Origin of the sequence: Flavobacterium litorale, from assembly GCF_019613795.1 — a bacterium.
Lineage (GTDB): Bacteria > Bacteroidota > Bacteroidia > Flavobacteriales > Flavobacteriaceae > Flavobacterium > Flavobacterium litorale.
On the sequence record NZ_CP080429.1, the window covers coordinates 2,371,346 to 2,386,175 of the forward strand.

At 34.7% G+C, this 14,830-nt stretch carries 14 protein-coding genes; 7 read left to right on the forward strand and 7 right to left on the reverse strand.

Annotated elements, in window-relative coordinates; translation table 11 throughout:
- Window positions 1-12: 12 nt before the first annotated feature.
- From K1I41_RS10830 to mnmE, 3 genes are all read right to left on the reverse strand, one after another.
- A complete protein-coding gene (locus tag K1I41_RS10830; protein ID WP_220640360.1) occupies window positions 13-1,251 on the reverse strand; it encodes a HEAT repeat domain-containing protein in 1,239 nt (412 codons plus the stop codon).
- A gap of 313 nt (window positions 1,252-1,564) precedes the next feature.
- Window positions 1,565-2,893 (reverse strand): alpha/beta hydrolase, encoded by a 1,329-nt coding sequence (locus tag K1I41_RS10835; RefSeq protein ID WP_220640361.1) that lies wholly within the window; start codon window positions 2,891-2,893, stop codon window positions 1,565-1,567.
- A gap of 25 nt (window positions 2,894-2,918) precedes the next feature.
- A complete protein-coding gene (mnmE, locus tag K1I41_RS10840) occupies window positions 2,919-4,316 on the reverse strand; it encodes a tRNA uridine-5-carboxymethylaminomethyl(34) synthesis GTPase MnmE (RefSeq protein WP_220640362.1) in 1,398 nt (465 codons plus the stop codon).
- A gap of 200 nt (window positions 4,317-4,516) precedes the next feature.
- On the opposite strand from mnmE, the gene K1I41_RS10845 reads away from it, so the two are divergent.
- The 6 genes from K1I41_RS10845 (at window position 4,517) to K1I41_RS10870 (ending at window position 9,468) form a co-directional block, all read left to right on the forward strand.
- The gene (locus tag K1I41_RS10845) at window positions 4,517-5,353 is read left to right on the forward strand and encodes a universal stress protein (protein ID WP_220640363.1); all 837 of its coding nucleotides are present in this window, start codon (window positions 4,517-4,519) and stop codon (window positions 5,351-5,353) included.
- A 182-nt stretch (window positions 5,354-5,535) separates the two neighbouring features.
- Window positions 5,536-6,384, forward strand: a complete 849-nt coding sequence (locus K1I41_RS10850) for a hypothetical protein (RefSeq protein WP_220640364.1) — start codon at window positions 5,536-5,538, stop codon at window positions 6,382-6,384.
- A gap of 647 nt (window positions 6,385-7,031) precedes the next feature.
- The gene (locus tag K1I41_RS10855; protein WP_220640365.1) at window positions 7,032-7,367 is read left to right on the forward strand and encodes a hypothetical protein; all 336 of its coding nucleotides are present in this window, start codon (window positions 7,032-7,034) and stop codon (window positions 7,365-7,367) included.
- A 21-nt stretch (window positions 7,368-7,388) separates the two neighbouring features.
- The gene (locus K1I41_RS10860; RefSeq protein WP_220640366.1) at window positions 7,389-8,036 is read left to right on the forward strand and encodes a hypothetical protein; all 648 of its coding nucleotides are present in this window, start codon (window positions 7,389-7,391) and stop codon (window positions 8,034-8,036) included.
- Window positions 7,994-8,797: a sensor histidine kinase gene (locus K1I41_RS10865; RefSeq protein ID WP_220640367.1), complete on the forward strand. Its 804-nt coding sequence runs from the start codon at window positions 7,994-7,996 to the stop codon at window positions 8,795-8,797. Before K1I41_RS10860 ends, K1I41_RS10865 begins: the two co-directional genes overlap by 43 nt.
- Window positions 8,794-9,468: a response regulator transcription factor gene (locus tag K1I41_RS10870; protein ID WP_220640368.1), complete on the forward strand. Its 675-nt coding sequence runs from the start codon at window positions 8,794-8,796 to the stop codon at window positions 9,466-9,468. The genes K1I41_RS10865 and K1I41_RS10870 overlap by 4 nt, the downstream gene beginning before the upstream one ends.
- A gap of 11 nt (window positions 9,469-9,479) precedes the next feature.
- Here the strand turns inward: K1I41_RS10870 and K1I41_RS10875 are convergent, their stop codons facing one another.
- The 3 genes from K1I41_RS10875 to glyA all read right to left on the reverse strand — a co-directional run bounded on the left by K1I41_RS10875 (window position 9,480) and on the right by glyA (window position 12,911).
- Window positions 9,480-10,919, reverse strand: a complete 1,440-nt coding sequence (locus tag K1I41_RS10875; protein WP_255566926.1) for a sodium:solute symporter family protein — start codon at window positions 10,917-10,919, stop codon at window positions 9,480-9,482.
- 127 nt (window positions 10,920-11,046) lie between these two features.
- Window positions 11,047-11,490, reverse strand: coding sequence for a hypothetical protein (locus K1I41_RS10880; RefSeq protein WP_220640369.1), 444 nt, complete (start codon window positions 11,488-11,490; stop codon window positions 11,047-11,049).
- Window positions 11,491-11,636: 146 nt separating this feature from the next.
- Complete coding sequence (gene glyA, locus K1I41_RS10885) at window positions 11,637-12,911, reverse strand: serine hydroxymethyltransferase (protein WP_220640370.1); 1,275 nt, start codon at window positions 12,909-12,911, stop codon at window positions 11,637-11,639.
- 109 nt (window positions 12,912-13,020) lie between these two features.
- On the opposite strand from glyA, the gene fahA reads away from it, so the two are divergent.
- Window positions 13,021-14,304: a fumarylacetoacetase gene (gene fahA, locus K1I41_RS10890; RefSeq protein WP_220640371.1), complete on the forward strand. Its 1,284-nt coding sequence runs from the start codon at window positions 13,021-13,023 to the stop codon at window positions 14,302-14,304.
- Window positions 14,305-14,363: 59 nt separating this feature from the next.
- Here fahA and smpB read toward each other — a convergent pair whose 3' ends face one another.
- Complete coding sequence (smpB, locus tag K1I41_RS10895; RefSeq protein WP_220640372.1) at window positions 14,364-14,819, reverse strand: SsrA-binding protein SmpB; 456 nt, start codon at window positions 14,817-14,819, stop codon at window positions 14,364-14,366.
- Window positions 14,820-14,830 lie beyond the last annotated feature (11 nt).

A 14,830-nucleotide genomic window follows, 5' to 3' on the forward strand; every position in this document is an offset into this window, starting at 1 on the left:
ATATGTTTGGTATCAGGGGTTTATAGGGGGTATATTTTCCTGATTGATTTTAGTCTTTATATCAACATCAACCATACTGTAGCCTTCTTTTTTTTGTTTGGATTCGTGGTGGTTACGTAAGGACGATTGTATTAGGGGATTTTTTACGTGCTCTAATATTAAAAGGTTAAAACCTGTTTCTGTTCTGGAAAGCTCTTCAAAATAAGCCCTACCCGATTTACCATAAAGATAAATTACCTCAGCTATTAGCTTTTTGGTATCGTGGCTACTTGCCATTTCGTATGCTGTTTTAAGGAAACCTATTGATTTACCTGAATCGATATACGAAATAGCTTCTATAATAGCATTTTGGCAAATTAAAGGCTGGGTAAAGTACATTTTAATTAGTTTATTCTCTTTGGATTTTACTTGCATTTTACCAATAGCAAGTATTGCCTCTCTCCTCACGCTGTGGCTAGGATGCTCTAAATATTCCGAAAGCGAATCTACAGAGGTATCTTGTCCAAAATAAGCAACAAGTTTTATAAAAAACTTAATTTGTTCTTCGTCATCAGAATATTTTATCCATTTACTAAAATTAGGTAGGTTATCCTTGTGGTGTAGCACAAATTGTTGGAGTAAACTAATCTGGTCCCACTGGTTAAGGTCGTTATCCTGATCAAAAAACTTAAAGGGTTCGTTGTTACTTACCCCTACGTATGATGACCTAGACTCTTTACGGAGTGATGCATTTTTAGAGTAGGTATGAGGGAGTATTTTAGAATCGGAAATAGTAAGATCCAATCGAGAAAGTGATTGGAAAGCTCTTAAACGGATTCGGGTATTAGAGAAATCTAATCTTTTCTCCAAGTACTCATCAATATTGAGCCCTCGTATAATACTATCGTAATTATGAGATTCTAATTGGTGTTTCTCTTGCTTTACAACATCTTCTAAGGTTGGGATTAATGATATGTAGGTTTTTTTGGTAAGGTTACCAAAATTTTCTACAAACATATCCAACACTTCATCTTCACTATAAGCATCTTTAGATATTAATATGTTTCTTAGGAAAGAGAAAATACGGGGACGTAGTTCTCGAACAATTTTTTCACGTCTTGCTTTTTCACGTCTTACAGCAAATACAACAACCATAAAGGTAAATGTTGCAGTACAGCTAAAAAATATAAAAAATATTGCAATTTGGATTACAAACGGGAAAGAACTTAAAGATATCCAAAAATGCTCGATATAATCGAGAAAATCGTTCATTATTAAATGATTTTAAATTTATTAACATAACTAATTGGCCCCCCAGTTTAGCCGAAATAGTAATTAACAATTTCTGAATCCTTAATTATATATCTTTAGTATTTAATTGTTTCACTTATTTATTATAATTCTATTTTACGAAGCAAATGTAATTATTTATTTCAATAAATAATACTGTTTGTTATATTTTTTGACTTTATGTATAGATTTTGTGCAGGTTTGTTTCGATAAAAGGTTTTATTTCGTGTTCATATCCTCATTCAGAATATTCTTTATATAGTAATTTCTCAGAAACGTAAATTACGACATATTATTACAGTTCAGATTTCAATTTTATTAAATCTTCTTTATTAAAATATTTGTTGTCATAATAGTTTTGCTCGCAATACTTTATGTTTCTTTTTGCTTTGGTTTTTTGAATATTATGCTCCAACGCCACCTTGGCTATAAAATAATTAAACTCTAATGTATATTGAGGTAATATTTTTTTAGATGCCTCCAAAAATGTAATGGCTCCTTTAGGGTTATTTAGTTTTTGATAGGAAATTATAGCCTTCTCAAAATTGTAGTAAAATACTTTAGGTGAGGTATCTTCCATATCATCAATAGTTTTATTCCATTGCGCTACAGATTTCTCGTGCTCCCCCATATAAAAATAGTGCCAAGACCTATTGTATGATGAAATCTGGAAAATATTATTTTCGGTAGCATAGGCTACAATGTACTCGTACATAGTTACATCTTTATCATCTAATATTTTGCCAAAAAAGTAATCTATGTCATCCTCGTTAGCATCAGGCATAAAACCATAACAGTTATTAATATTGGTTTTATAATTGGCTGCGTAATCTTTAAATCCGTTATATTGTGTTAGTTCTCTGTAATCCTTAAAAATATAAGTAATACCATCCAATAACGACTTTGCTACTATCGTTTGGTGGTCGGCATTGTACAATTTATTTTGGAAAGCTATTTTATTATTTGGGTTACTACTATAAACTTGTTGTATGGCTTTACCAGCAGCAATTCTGTCAGGCGAATCATAGGTAGCACTTGCTACAAAACAAAACACTTTTTTACCGTTGTATGTTTTAAAATAGTTTGCTATTTCTTGGGTAACGTCTGTATTCAAATTTTCGCTCATGTTTATAAAGCCTCTAAAAGGGTTATCTTTTTGTATCATGAGCAAATGGTTGTACTCTGCCCCATCAGAGTGCCCTATTATTGCATTAAATCCCGATGTACTATAAGTAGCACTAATGTGTGGTACTAACTCTTTAAAAAGAAAATCTTTAAACTGTTTTCCTTTTTCCGACCAAAAAGGGTCTAACTCCTCATACCTATTTTGTTGCGTTACTCCAACCAATATACTTTTAGGTACAACATTACTCTTGGCAAGCTGGCTTAAATAAAATGAGGCTACCTCAAAATTATAATTAGCATCTGTTATGTATAAAACAGGGTATTTTTGGTTTTGGGTATAACCTTCTGGTAGTAGAATTTTTACATTTCGGGCTTGCCCCAAAATATCCGACTGTAAACTAATAACGTTGTTCTGTATACAATTGCTTTCTGTTTCTTGCCCCAAGCAAAATATTGCTTTTAAGAGTAGTATAAGAAGTACTTTAATGGTAAACTTCATCTTTTATATTTTAAAGTTGTACTAATTACTTGCCGATACAAAAGTTTGCAAAAATATTACCCAGCAACTCATCGTTAGTAACTTGCCCTGTTATTTCGCCAAAGTAATAGAGTGCTTGCCTAATATCTATAGCCATTAAATCGGCAGAAATATCGGATTGTAACCCAAATTGTACTTTTTGTACTTCCTCCAGTGCTTTTTGTAACGAGTCGTAATGGCGGGTATTGGTAACAATAGTTTCGTTATTGCGCAAGGCACCCGTATTTACAAACGATAACAATTGCGCTTTTAACTCAGCTACACCGCTATTCTGCTTAGCGGATAGTAGGTGGATATCATTAATTTGTTCTAGTATTACCTCCTTTTGCGCCTCACTAAGTTTATCTGCCTTATTGGCTAAAACAATAAGTGGTTTTAGCGGAAAACGCTCTTTAATTTTTGCAATCTCAATTTTTAATCTCGATACTTGTTCGGCATCATTAACCAATTGGTAACTATCTATTAAATACATAGCTACTTGTGCTTGTGTTATTTTTTCAAATGTTTTTTTAATACCTATCCGCTCTACAACATCTTCCGTTTCGCGGATACCTGCAGTATCTATAAACCTAAAGCCAATTCCTTCTATTACAATTTCATCTTCAATTGTATCGCGGGTAGTACCCGCAATGTCCGATACTATAGCACGTTCCTCATTCAATAAAGCATTTAACAGTGTAGATTTACCCACATTGGGCTCGCCCACTATAGCAACAGGAATACCGTTTTTAATAACGTTACCTACAGCAAAAGAATCTATTAATCGTTTTAAAACAAATACAATTCTGTTCAATAACTCTTTAAACTGCGTACGGTCGGCAAACTCAACATCCTCTTCCGCAAAATCAAGCTCAAGCTCTATAAGCGATGCAAAATTAAGCAACTCTTCGCGGAGCTTTGCAATTTCGTTGGAGAAGCCTCCACGCATCTGTTGCATGGCTACTTGGTGCGACGCTTCATTATCGCTAGCAATCAAGTCTGCTACCGCTTCAGCCTGCGATAAATCGAGTTTTCCGTTTAAAAATGCACGCATGGTAAACTCACCGGCATTTGCCATTCGGCAACCTCTTCGTAATAGTAGCTGAATAATCTGTTGCTGTATGTACACAGAACCGTGGCAGGAAATTTCTACAATATTCTCACCTGTATAGGAGTTAGGTGCCTTAAACACAGATAATAGTACCTCATCGAATATTTTATTGTTTTCAACGATATTTCCTAAATGTATTGTGTGAGATTTAACTAACGTAATATCTTTGTCCTTGAATGAACGGAATACCTCTGCTGCGATAGTTATAGCATCAGGTCCAGAAAGGCGCAATATAGCAATTGCTCCAGCACCAGAGGGAGTAGCAAGTGCCACTATAGTATCCTGTAAAATCATAAATAGTTTTTTACAAATATAAACTATAGTAAGTAATGTTTAGTACGGCATTACACGAGCCTAAAACGGAGTAAGTATTTTAAAGCTCCTAATTAGTACTAAATGTAGGATAAGTTACATTATGGTTATGTTAATTTGTGACTAATAGTTAAAAAAAGGTAGTGCAAATTTTGTAGTTTTAAGCAACAAATAATTGAATTATGAAAAAGATACTATTTCCTACCGATTTTTCAAATACAGCAAATGCAGCGTTTTTATATGCATTAAAGTTTGCAGCTATTTTTGAAGCGGAGATAATTGTGTTGCACGTTTATGATTTTCCTACAATAGATGCGCCTGTAATGCCAGAGGCAACTAAAGATATATTTGATGGTGTAACCGAAAATCAGCGTAAGAATTTTGATGCCGAATTGAAGAAATTAGGGCACACTGCTGAAAAAAGAAACATGAGTGGTATAAAGCTGCACAATATGTTGGAACATGGCGACCTTACTTACAATATTAAGAAGATATGTGCTGATGAAGAGGTAGATTTAATTGTTATGGGAACTACTGGTGCTAGTGGTGTAGCCGAAATATTTTTAGGCTCGAATGCTGCAACGATTATAGAAAACACCCAAATTCCTGTTTTAGGCATCCCGACAGCAGCAGCAAACCATCATCAGATAAAAAATATTGTGTTTACAACACAGTATAAGGAAGAAGATGTAGCAACGTTTGAAAATTTGTTAAAAATAGCAGAGAAAATAAATGCAAAAATATATTGCCTGCATGTACATAACGATGACGACCCTGAAGATGTGGGTATAAAAGCTACTGAATGGAAAATGAAGTACAAAAACAACGATGTGAGTTTCTTTACTATATCTGGGTCGCACGTAGAACAGACAATTTTGGATTTTATTGAAAACCAACAGGTGGATATGGTAGTAATGCTAAAACAAAAGAGAAACTTTTTTGAACGATTGTTTCATAGTAGCCTTACCAAAAAAATGGCATACCATACCAAAATACCAATATTGATTTTTAAAAGTTAAAACACATATAACTTAATGTAATGGATTAGTATAACACATGGCTTTTTAGCCAATAAAAACCGCTTCCCCCCCCTTTTTTTCCCACTATGCCGTAATAATACTATTTTTTAAAAGTTATTTACTATTATACGCCCTAACAGGCTGTGCTATTACTTATTATTAACTATTAATACGAGTAGCGCATGAACTTTACAGTACAATTGTCAGATAATAACACAATATTACTGACTGATAAGAACGGAAACACGAAAGAGACATTGTACAATAGCATTAGCCATTTTGGTGATAATTATTCACTTGCTAAAAAAGATGGTACAGCATTTTACGTTGTATTGGATTTGGAGGGCAACCTGGTTAATGAGGAAATTAAAGTAATCCATCGTTTTGATAATGGTTTATTGTTAACGTACAGCAATTATAGTAAAGACTATAAGTCTTCAGATAATTACAGATATGCTGTAAACTATAATATATATTCCATATACAACTACGAAACAAAAAAATCTCATGTGGTGAGCATTGTACAATCTGACCCGATTGAAGATGATTCAGATACAAATGGAGGACCTAATGTAGAAACCATTAAAAACTTTAACAATAAAACTATATATACGTTTAACGATTTAGTTTTTTCTGAAATTATAGCGGAAAAGTATATGATTGTTGGATCGCACTTTGATTTACTATCCAAAAAAACATCTAAAAACTACGCAGCTATACTGTTTCAGCAATTTGAGGAAAAGAGAATGTGGAACATTATGAATATAGATAATGCTATGCCTTATGGTGGTGAAACAGCACTTGATTATATGGTATCGGGACGTATTTTTAAAGGTATTGAGCACACATTGTATACACTTATTGCTGCACCAGAAACTGATATTGCAAGCATTGTATATGAGGAAGAAGTGACAAAAGCACCAGCCAGAAAAGCTTTTACTCCAGTAAAATCGATTAGAAAAAGTATTTGGAAAAAGAAAAGCAAATGGCAAATTATGTTTACCGATTTAGTTGACTTTAGTTTTAACTAAAATCTCAAAAAAGTGCATACGTATAGTATCGTTACTATAAATAAGTCTTACATCTAAAACCTATATATGCCAAGAAGTCTTTGTTTTTTTACAAAGGCTTTTCTCTTTACGCTAGTATACTTATTGTTATGCGTTATATAATTGATTCAACCCATATAATCAACTATAAAAAAGAAGAGTGTAGTCTTTAAAAGATTACACTCTCTCCGTCTGCTTCCCCCAAACCAGACATTACAGATTGGAAATTTGAATAGTATTCTAAAAAAAATAAAAAGTCACTGTAGTAATTATTCAAATTATAACTCCAATCAATACAAAACATATAGTGTTTTGTATACTACTTTTAATGTATTTATTTACTATTGCTATAGCATGAAAATAGATACACTACCTAAATTATCACAAAGCTATTTAACTTATTTAAATAAGTATAGCGTACATATACCCCTTTTTTTACCAGGTAATTTTACTTGGTTTTGTATAAATTATTGATTTGCAAAACATAAGCAGCTTTATTTAGCAGTTATACTTATTAACAACGTGTTATTAAACCGATATTGCATTAAAAGTCCAAAAAATTAAATAATAATTTACTACGTTTGTATGAACGACCGAATTATTAGAAAACAATAATCAACAACAATTTTATGGGACTTAGAAACATTATTACCCTACAAACTGCACAAAAATGGGCTAGAAGATGGAGAAGAAAAGAAGGAAACTATAACTCGCACCATGAGTTACATGCATTTTTAATTCCTAAAGAAGATCTTACACAAGTACTTGTAGAAGGTGTAGACGCTGTTAGAACTTATATAGGTGTAGACGATGATAATGTTGAAAAACTTATGATTGTAGGTACAAAGTACGACGAGACAACAGATTCATATATAGATATGACACCTGATAGAAGTGATGGTAAAATATACGATTTTACGCGCCCATGTCCGCCATCGTGTGACGTTACAAGCCCGCTAAATTAACAAAAAAGAAATCTTACTTTAATGGATATACTCAAAGTATTGTCTTCCGTTGGTCTCGGCATACTCTGTATAAACATTGTAATATACTTTATAGGCTTTGCTAAAAATAACAAAGCCTATAAATTTTTTGTAGCCTATTTAATAGGCATTGCCATTATACAGGCACTTATGGAAATTTATGCCTACAACGGTTATAAAAACCACTTTTTATCCAATTATTACTTCTCGGTACGATTTATATTACTCAGCCTATTTTTTTATTATGCATTTGGCAGCATAAAAAAGCGTATAAGCCAAATAATTAAAATTGTACTAATTATTACTGTCATTGCACTGGCTATACAATATAGCATATACCCCGAATTGTACAACAGTTTCAATCCAATGGGTGTATTAACAACTTCTATACTCCTAGTAATTTATGCTGTACTGTACCTGTACGAAATGTTATCTAAAAAATTACCCTTTTACTATACTACAGTAGGTATATTCCTTTATATTGTAAGTAGTGCCGTAATATTTGCATCAGCCACCTCTATAGTTTCGTTTAACGATAAAATTAATATGTACATCTGGAAATTAAATGCTTTTTTGTTTATTGTGTATCAATTATTAATTTTATGGGAATGGAAAGTAACGTTTTACCCGAAAGTAACGAAGCAGGGATAATAATTATTTATGTTATTTTCCTAATGCTCTTTATGGGTATTGTGCTCCTCCTATTCTTTTATTTCTCGAAAAAGAAAATTGTACAAAAAGAACTTGAAAAAAAAGACTTAGAACTCGACTACCAAAAAGAGTTATTACAAACAACATTATTAGTACAAGAAGAAGAAAGGCAACGTATTGCCCGTGATTTGCATGATGATATTAGCTCAAAACTAAATATTGTCTCATTAAACAGTCATTTACTTACTACGCCAGACTTGAATGAGAAGGAAGTTACAGAAATAACTGATAATATTATTAATTTAGTGGGTAAAGCACTAGAAAATTCCCGTAAAATTGCCCACGATTTACTCCCCCCTGTGCTGGAAAAATTTGGATTGAATGCAGGATTGGAGGAGTTGTGTTACGAATATAATAGCAACAAAATTACTACTGTAGATTACGAGAATAGAGCTTCTTTTGAGGGTATTGAACCTAACAAGCAATTGCATATCTTTCGTATTGTACAAGAACTTATCAATAACTCGGTAAGGCACGGAAAAGCATCTAAAATATCCGTACTATTTAAAGAAACAAATAATGGAATACGTTGCGATTATATTGATAACGGAAAGGGGTTTGATACTGAGGATATAAAGAATAAAAAAGGACTTGGCATGAAAAATATAGAGAGTAGAGTATTTTTCCTGAACGGTTCATTAACTATCGATTCTGTAATAAATAAAGGAACTCACATTAGCTTTAATTTTAGCAACCTATGAGTAATGTAATAAAAATAGCACTGGCTGACGACGAGGAACTTTTTAGAAAAGGCATTGCGTTTATGCTACAACGTGAGGAAAATATAGAGGTAATTTTTGAGGCTTCTGATGGAGAAGAGCTCATAAAGCTACTCCAACAAAACGATGTACCTGATATTATAATAATGGACTTAAAAATGCCTAACCTTAATGGCGTAGAGGCAACGAAAATTGTTCGAAATAAATATCCTGATATTAAGGTAATAGCCTTAACTAGCTACAATACAAAATCGTTTATTGCTAACATGATAGATGTAGGAGCAGTATCGTACGTAATGAAAAATACAACGCCAAAAGAGTTATTAACTACAATAAATGAAGTAGAAAAAGTAGGCTACTACTATAACGAAGAAGTTATGAAGGTGGTGCAGGAATACCTAATAGCACCCAACAAAAAAGTAAAAAGCCGTTTTGATGGCGAACAACTTACCAAAAGGGAAATAGAGATATTAAAACTAATATGCAAACAATACAGTGGGCAAGAAATTGCCGATAAACTCTACCTTAGTGTACGTACCGTAGAGGGGCACCGCAATAACTTACTCCGTAAAACGGAATGTAAAAATATGGTAGGCTTAATTATATATGCCATCCAAAATGATTTTGTGAGTGTTGAAAACCTTTCTGAATAATTACTTTGGCACTACGCTGTAACGCGTTTGGTACCTACCGATTGAAAAACAGCAAATGCTAGTGCCGAGACTACAATACCAAAAAAATTAGCATCAAGTTCATAAGGGAGCTTTACCTGAGTAAGGATTAAAACTAACGTAGTAGTACCCCCGCCAATCATGGCTGCCATAGCTGCAAGCGACGATGGTTTTTTTAATAACAACATACCCAGCACAGGCACTAATAAACCCGACACCATAAAAGCATAGGAGTATAACATAAGCTCCAGCACATTTTGCATGTGTGTGGCTATTAAAACAGCTACTGCGCCTATAAATAATGTTATTATCTGGGAGTGTTTAATAGTATCGTACTTTTGTTTTCCTTTAAAGAAACCTAAAATATCAGTAGAAAAATTACCTGATGCTGCCATAAGGCAACTATCTGCTGTAGACATGATTGCCGAAAAATAAGCCGATAGCATTAATCCCATTAAGCCTACAGGCAATATACTCCGTAAAAACAAAGGTAAACCAAGTTCAGAATCCATCACTACGCCAGGTGCATAACCAATTTCGGTAAACATACCTTGCTCATATCCTACACGTGCAAATAAACCTAGTGCAATGCCCATAAATGCCATTATAGGCCACTCAAATAATCCTGCTATACGCCATGCCTTTTTAGCCGTTTTTTCATCCTTACAAGCATATATCCGTTGGTATAATGACATACCTACAAACCAAACGGGAACAATGGTAATTATCCAATTAAAAAACTGTACAAAAGTTATATTGGTAAGCGACATAAAACTGCTGGGTAGCGTACTGCTAATAGCTTCCCAACCCCCAATATGAATGTAACCTATAGGAATACCAATACCAATAAGCCCAGCCATTAAAATAATCCACTGTATTGTATCGGTATAAATAACCGCTTTAATACCTCCTACCGCCGTATATACTATAGCAATAACCCCCATTATTAGTATAGCATTAAATATTGATATGGATGGGAAGGTTGCCGATGCTAATTTTGCACCTGCTAGTATTTGCGAACTTGTAAACCCAATATAACCAACTAACGATATAAAACCAGCTACCAAAGCTACTTTGGCATTATACCGAAAGGCTAAAGATTGCGGAAAGGTTAAAAACTGGTGCTTTTTTGCAATAGGGTATATTTTAGGAATCAATACTACTGCACTTATCCATGCGCCAAGTAGCCCTGTAAAAAGCATCCAACTACCCGATAATCCCATTACAAAGCCCAAACCGCCTAATCCGATAGAGAACCCGCCACCAACATCGGTAGCTACTACGGATAAACCAATATGCCCTGCCGACATACCTCTACCACCAACATAATAATCTTCTTTAGATTTATTCTGTTTCATAAAGTAGAATCCTATGCCGAGCATTGCTACTAAATAAACAATAAAAATAATGAGGTCTATATAATGTATATCCATAAATGGGGTTTGTGGTAATATGCGGCAGCAAAGATATAAAAGTTAAACTCCTACGCTACTATATACGTAAATAACCCGTTACAGGTAAACTGCAACGGGTTATTTGTGTGTTTGTTATACCAAACTACTACTGTAGTTTGTAGGCTTTGTATATAGTAACTTCGTAGCTGTACTTCCCTAAAAACAGATGTAATGTAGAACCATCTGGGGCATACCAGGCTAAATTAATTTTCGATTTTTGTTGTTGTATTGCATTGTGCAATTCCTGTGGCGAGTCGCTCTTATTACTTCCTGTTTCAACACTTTTGTACACATCGGGCTTTTCAATAAATAGCCTGTTTTTAACCAACATTTGTTGGGTTATGTCCATGGCATCTTCTACACCCTGTGCCGTTAGCGGAAATTTCATGGTTACATCTTGCGTATTGCCTAATCGTAACCAATCATGATAAATAGCTTTATTGGCATTAAAAGTACCCTCTACCTTTATGCTAGCACTACCAAACGATTGTGCCTGAAGGGTGAATCCAAACACCAAAAATAACATACTCAAATACATTTTCATTTTCATACTATCTTGTTTTTAAATTTCAGATTACCACTAAATTAGTAATTCTGAAAGTGAATTTTTATAAATAAATCATAAAACTAAAACAATAATATATTAATAAAAACGTAACGGTTAAGTACTATAGCTTTATAATAAGTAACTGCTGTTTAAAAAACAAAAATTGGTCTTTCGCTCATCATTTCATTTACTTCATCGGCTACAGCTTCAATAACTTCTTCGTTAGTATGGTCAGCAATAACCCTGTCTATTAAGGTTACAATAGTTTCCATGTCGGTTTCTACAAGACCACGAGTAGTAATGGCTGCGGTACCTACACGAATACCCGATGTTACAAATGGCGATTTATCGTCGAACGGAACCATGTTCTTATTTACAGTTATTTCTGCTTTAACTAGTGCGTTTTCAGCTTCTTTACCTGAAATATTTTTATTTCTAAGGTCAATAAGCATCATATGATTATCTGTACCTCCCGATATAATATCATAACCTCTTTTTACAAATGCTGCTGCCATAGCTTTAGCATTTTTTTGTACCTGCATCATGTAGTTAAAAAACTCATCTTGTAATGCTTCGCCGAAGGCTACTGCTTTAGCTGCAATAATATGCTCTAATGGTCCGCCCTGGTTGCCTGGAAATACTCCAGAATCCAATAAGGACGACATCATGCGTACATTTCCTTTTGGTGTCTTTAATCCAAACGGATTTTCAAAATCTTTACCCATTAATATCATACCGCCTCTTGGTCCGCGTAAGGTTTTGTGTGTAGTAGTGGTAATAATATGGCAATGTGGTACAGGGTCGTTTAATAACCCTTTGGCTATAAGCCCCGAGGGGTGCGATATATCGGCAAGCAAAATAGCACCAACACTATCGGCTATTACTCTAAAGCGTTCAAAATCCATATCACGCGAATACGCTGATGCTCCTGCAATTATCATTTTCGGTTGCTCTTGCTCTGCTATTTCCTGTATTTTATCGTAATTAAGCACACCCGTTTCTTTTTCTACGCCGTAAAAAACAGGATTGTATAGTTTTCCTGAAAAGTTAACGGGCGAACCGTGTGTTAAATGCCCACCGTGCGAAAGGTCGAAACCCAGTATTTTATCGCCTGGTTTTAAACAAGCTGCAAAAACGGCTGTATTGGCTTGCGACCCTGAGTGGGGTTGCACATTGGCATACTCAGCACCAAAAAGCGTTTTAGCCCTATCTATAGCTATTTGCTCAATTACATCCACTACTTCACATCCGCCATAATACCGCTTACCAGGATACCCCTCGGCATACTTGTTGGTTAATACAGAACCTGCCGCTTCCAACACTTGGTCGCTAACAAAATTTTCTGATGCAATTAGTTCCAATCCGTGTATTTGCCTGTCCTGTTCTTGCAGTATCAGGTCGAAAATTTGTTCGTCGCGTTGCATTTTATATTTTTTTGTTAATTTGCTGTCAAAAATACAAAAAAAGGTTGGGTAAAACCATTCGGAAAACTATATTTGATAACTGATTTAATACAACAAACAAACTAAAAATATGCCACTAAGAGCGAACGACCCAACTAGAAAATGTTGGCTGGAAGTACCTGAAAATAGCGACTTCCCGATACAGAATATCCCTTTTGGAGTTTTTATAACTAAAGATGATGTTGTTACTATAGGTACACGTATAGGTGACTATGCTATAGACCTTGGTGCTTTGCAACAAATGAACTACTTTGAGGGTATTGAACTTACAGACGATATGTTCATGCAAGATACATTGAACGACTTTATATCGGACGGTAAAAAGACATGGCGATTGGTACGAAACCGTATTGCTGAGCTTTTTGATGCTACCAACCCTAAACTCAGAGATAATGCTAAGCACAGAGAGGTAGTTATATTTAACCTTGAAGATGTAGAAATGCAGTTGCCTGTACTTATTGGCGATTATACAGATTTTTATTCGAGTAAAGAGCATGCTACCAATGTTGGTAAAATGTTCCGCGACCCAGAAAATGCGTTATTGCCTAACTGGTTGCATATACCTGTGGGGTATCATGGTAGATCGTCTACTATAGTACCATCAGGTATTCCAGTACATCGCCCACACGGGCAAACATTGCCTCCTGGAAATGACACCCCTATTTTTGGTCCTTCAAAATTAGTGGACTTTGAACTTGAAATGGGCTTTATTACTACGGACTCGAACATTATGGGCGAACCAATACCCGTAGATGAAGCAGAGCAGCATATTTTTGGTATGGTGTTGTTTAACGACTGGAGTGCACGCGATATACAAAAGTGGGAATATGTACCGCTAGGTCCATTCCTCGCTAAAAACTTTGCATCGTCAATGTCGCCATGGATTGTAACCCTTGATGCCTTAGAACCTTTTCGTACGGAAGGACCTGAGCAAGAGCCTACACCATTGGAATACTTACAGCAAGAAGGAAAGCATGCTTTTGATATAAAATTACAGGTAGCACTACAGCCCGAAGGTGGTAACGAAAATGTTATTTGCAACTCCAACTTTAAGTACATGTATTGGAGTATGTCGCAACAACTAGCGCACCATACTGTAAACGGATGCCGTGTTAACAGTGGCGACCTTATGGGTAGTGGTACCATATCGGGACCTACACCCGATAGTTTTGGTTCTATGTTAGAATTAAGCTGGGGTGGTAAACAACCGCTAACACTAGATGATGGTACAGAGCGTAAATTTATTAACGATAACGATACTGTTATTATGCGTGGCTATTGCCAAAACGATAATGTTAGAATTGGTTTTGGAGAAGTAAGCAGTAAACTACTACCCGCCTATAGTAAAAGGTAATATTTTAAAAATTACTGTATATAGAAAAAGCCCTTTATATTGTAAAGGGCTTTTTTATTTTAATTGTATGCTTTTTTAATCCTATCCAAATCACGTTTAGTATCGCGTTCTTTCATAGTTTCACGCTTATCGTAATTTTTCTTACCACGGCAAAGCCCTATTTCTAATTTTGCCAATCCTTTTTCGTTAGTAAACAAACGTAACGGGATTATGGTTAAACCTTTATTCTGAACACTTTTTTGCAAACTTTTTAGTTCTTTTTTATTTAAGAGTAGTTTACGTTCGGTTTTAGGCGCATGTCTAAAATTTTGGCTGTACGCGTAAATTTCGATATTGGTATTAATAGCAAAAAGCTCGTGCCCCTGAAATTCGCAAAAACTTTCGGCTATAGAGGCTTTGCCCATCCGAATGGATTTTATTTCGGAGCCTGCCAATACAATTCCCGCAGTATATTTATCTAGGATTTCGTATTCAAACCTAGCTTTTCTATTTAATATGTTTACTGTTTTTTGCATAAGGAGTGCAA

What these genes read in the sequence shown, in the direction of transcription:
- K1I41_RS10830 (WP_220640360.1), bottom strand. Translation starts at nt 1,251, where the DNA reads ATGAACGATTTTCTCGATTATATCGAGCATTTTTGGATATCTTTAAGT.
- K1I41_RS10835 (WP_220640361.1), bottom strand. Translation starts at nt 2,893, where the DNA reads ATGAAGTTTACCATTAAAGTACTTCTTATACTACTCTTAAAAGCAATA.
- mnmE (WP_220640362.1), bottom strand. Translation starts at nt 4,316, where the DNA reads ATGATTTTACAGGATACTATAGTGGCACTTGCTACTCCCTCTGGTGCT.
- K1I41_RS10845 (WP_220640363.1), top strand. Translation starts at nt 4,517, where the DNA reads ATGAAAAAGATACTATTTCCTACCGATTTTTCAAATACAGCAAATGCA.
- K1I41_RS10850 (WP_220640364.1), top strand. Translation starts at nt 5,536, where the DNA reads ATGAACTTTACAGTACAATTGTCAGATAATAACACAATATTACTGACT.
- K1I41_RS10855 (WP_220640365.1), top strand. Translation starts at nt 7,032, where the DNA reads ATGGGACTTAGAAACATTATTACCCTACAAACTGCACAAAAATGGGCT.
- K1I41_RS10860 (WP_220640366.1), top strand. Translation starts at nt 7,389, where the DNA reads ATGGATATACTCAAAGTATTGTCTTCCGTTGGTCTCGGCATACTCTGT.
- K1I41_RS10865 (WP_220640367.1), top strand. Translation starts at nt 7,994, where the DNA reads ATGGAAAGTAACGTTTTACCCGAAAGTAACGAAGCAGGGATAATAATT.
- K1I41_RS10870 (WP_220640368.1), top strand. Translation starts at nt 8,794, where the DNA reads ATGAGTAATGTAATAAAAATAGCACTGGCTGACGACGAGGAACTTTTT.
- K1I41_RS10875 (WP_255566926.1), bottom strand. Translation starts at nt 10,919, where the DNA reads ATGGATATACATTATATAGACCTCATTATTTTTATTGTTTATTTAGTA.
- K1I41_RS10880 (WP_220640369.1), bottom strand. Translation starts at nt 11,490, where the DNA reads ATGAAAATGAAAATGTATTTGAGTATGTTATTTTTGGTGTTTGGATTC.
- glyA (WP_220640370.1), bottom strand. Translation starts at nt 12,911, where the DNA reads ATGCAACGCGACGAACAAATTTTCGACCTGATACTGCAAGAACAGGAC.
- fahA (WP_220640371.1), top strand. Translation starts at nt 13,021, where the DNA reads ATGCCACTAAGAGCGAACGACCCAACTAGAAAATGTTGGCTGGAAGTA.
- smpB (WP_220640372.1), bottom strand. Translation starts at nt 14,819, where the DNA reads ATGCAAAAAACAGTAAACATATTAAATAGAAAAGCTAGGTTTGAATAC.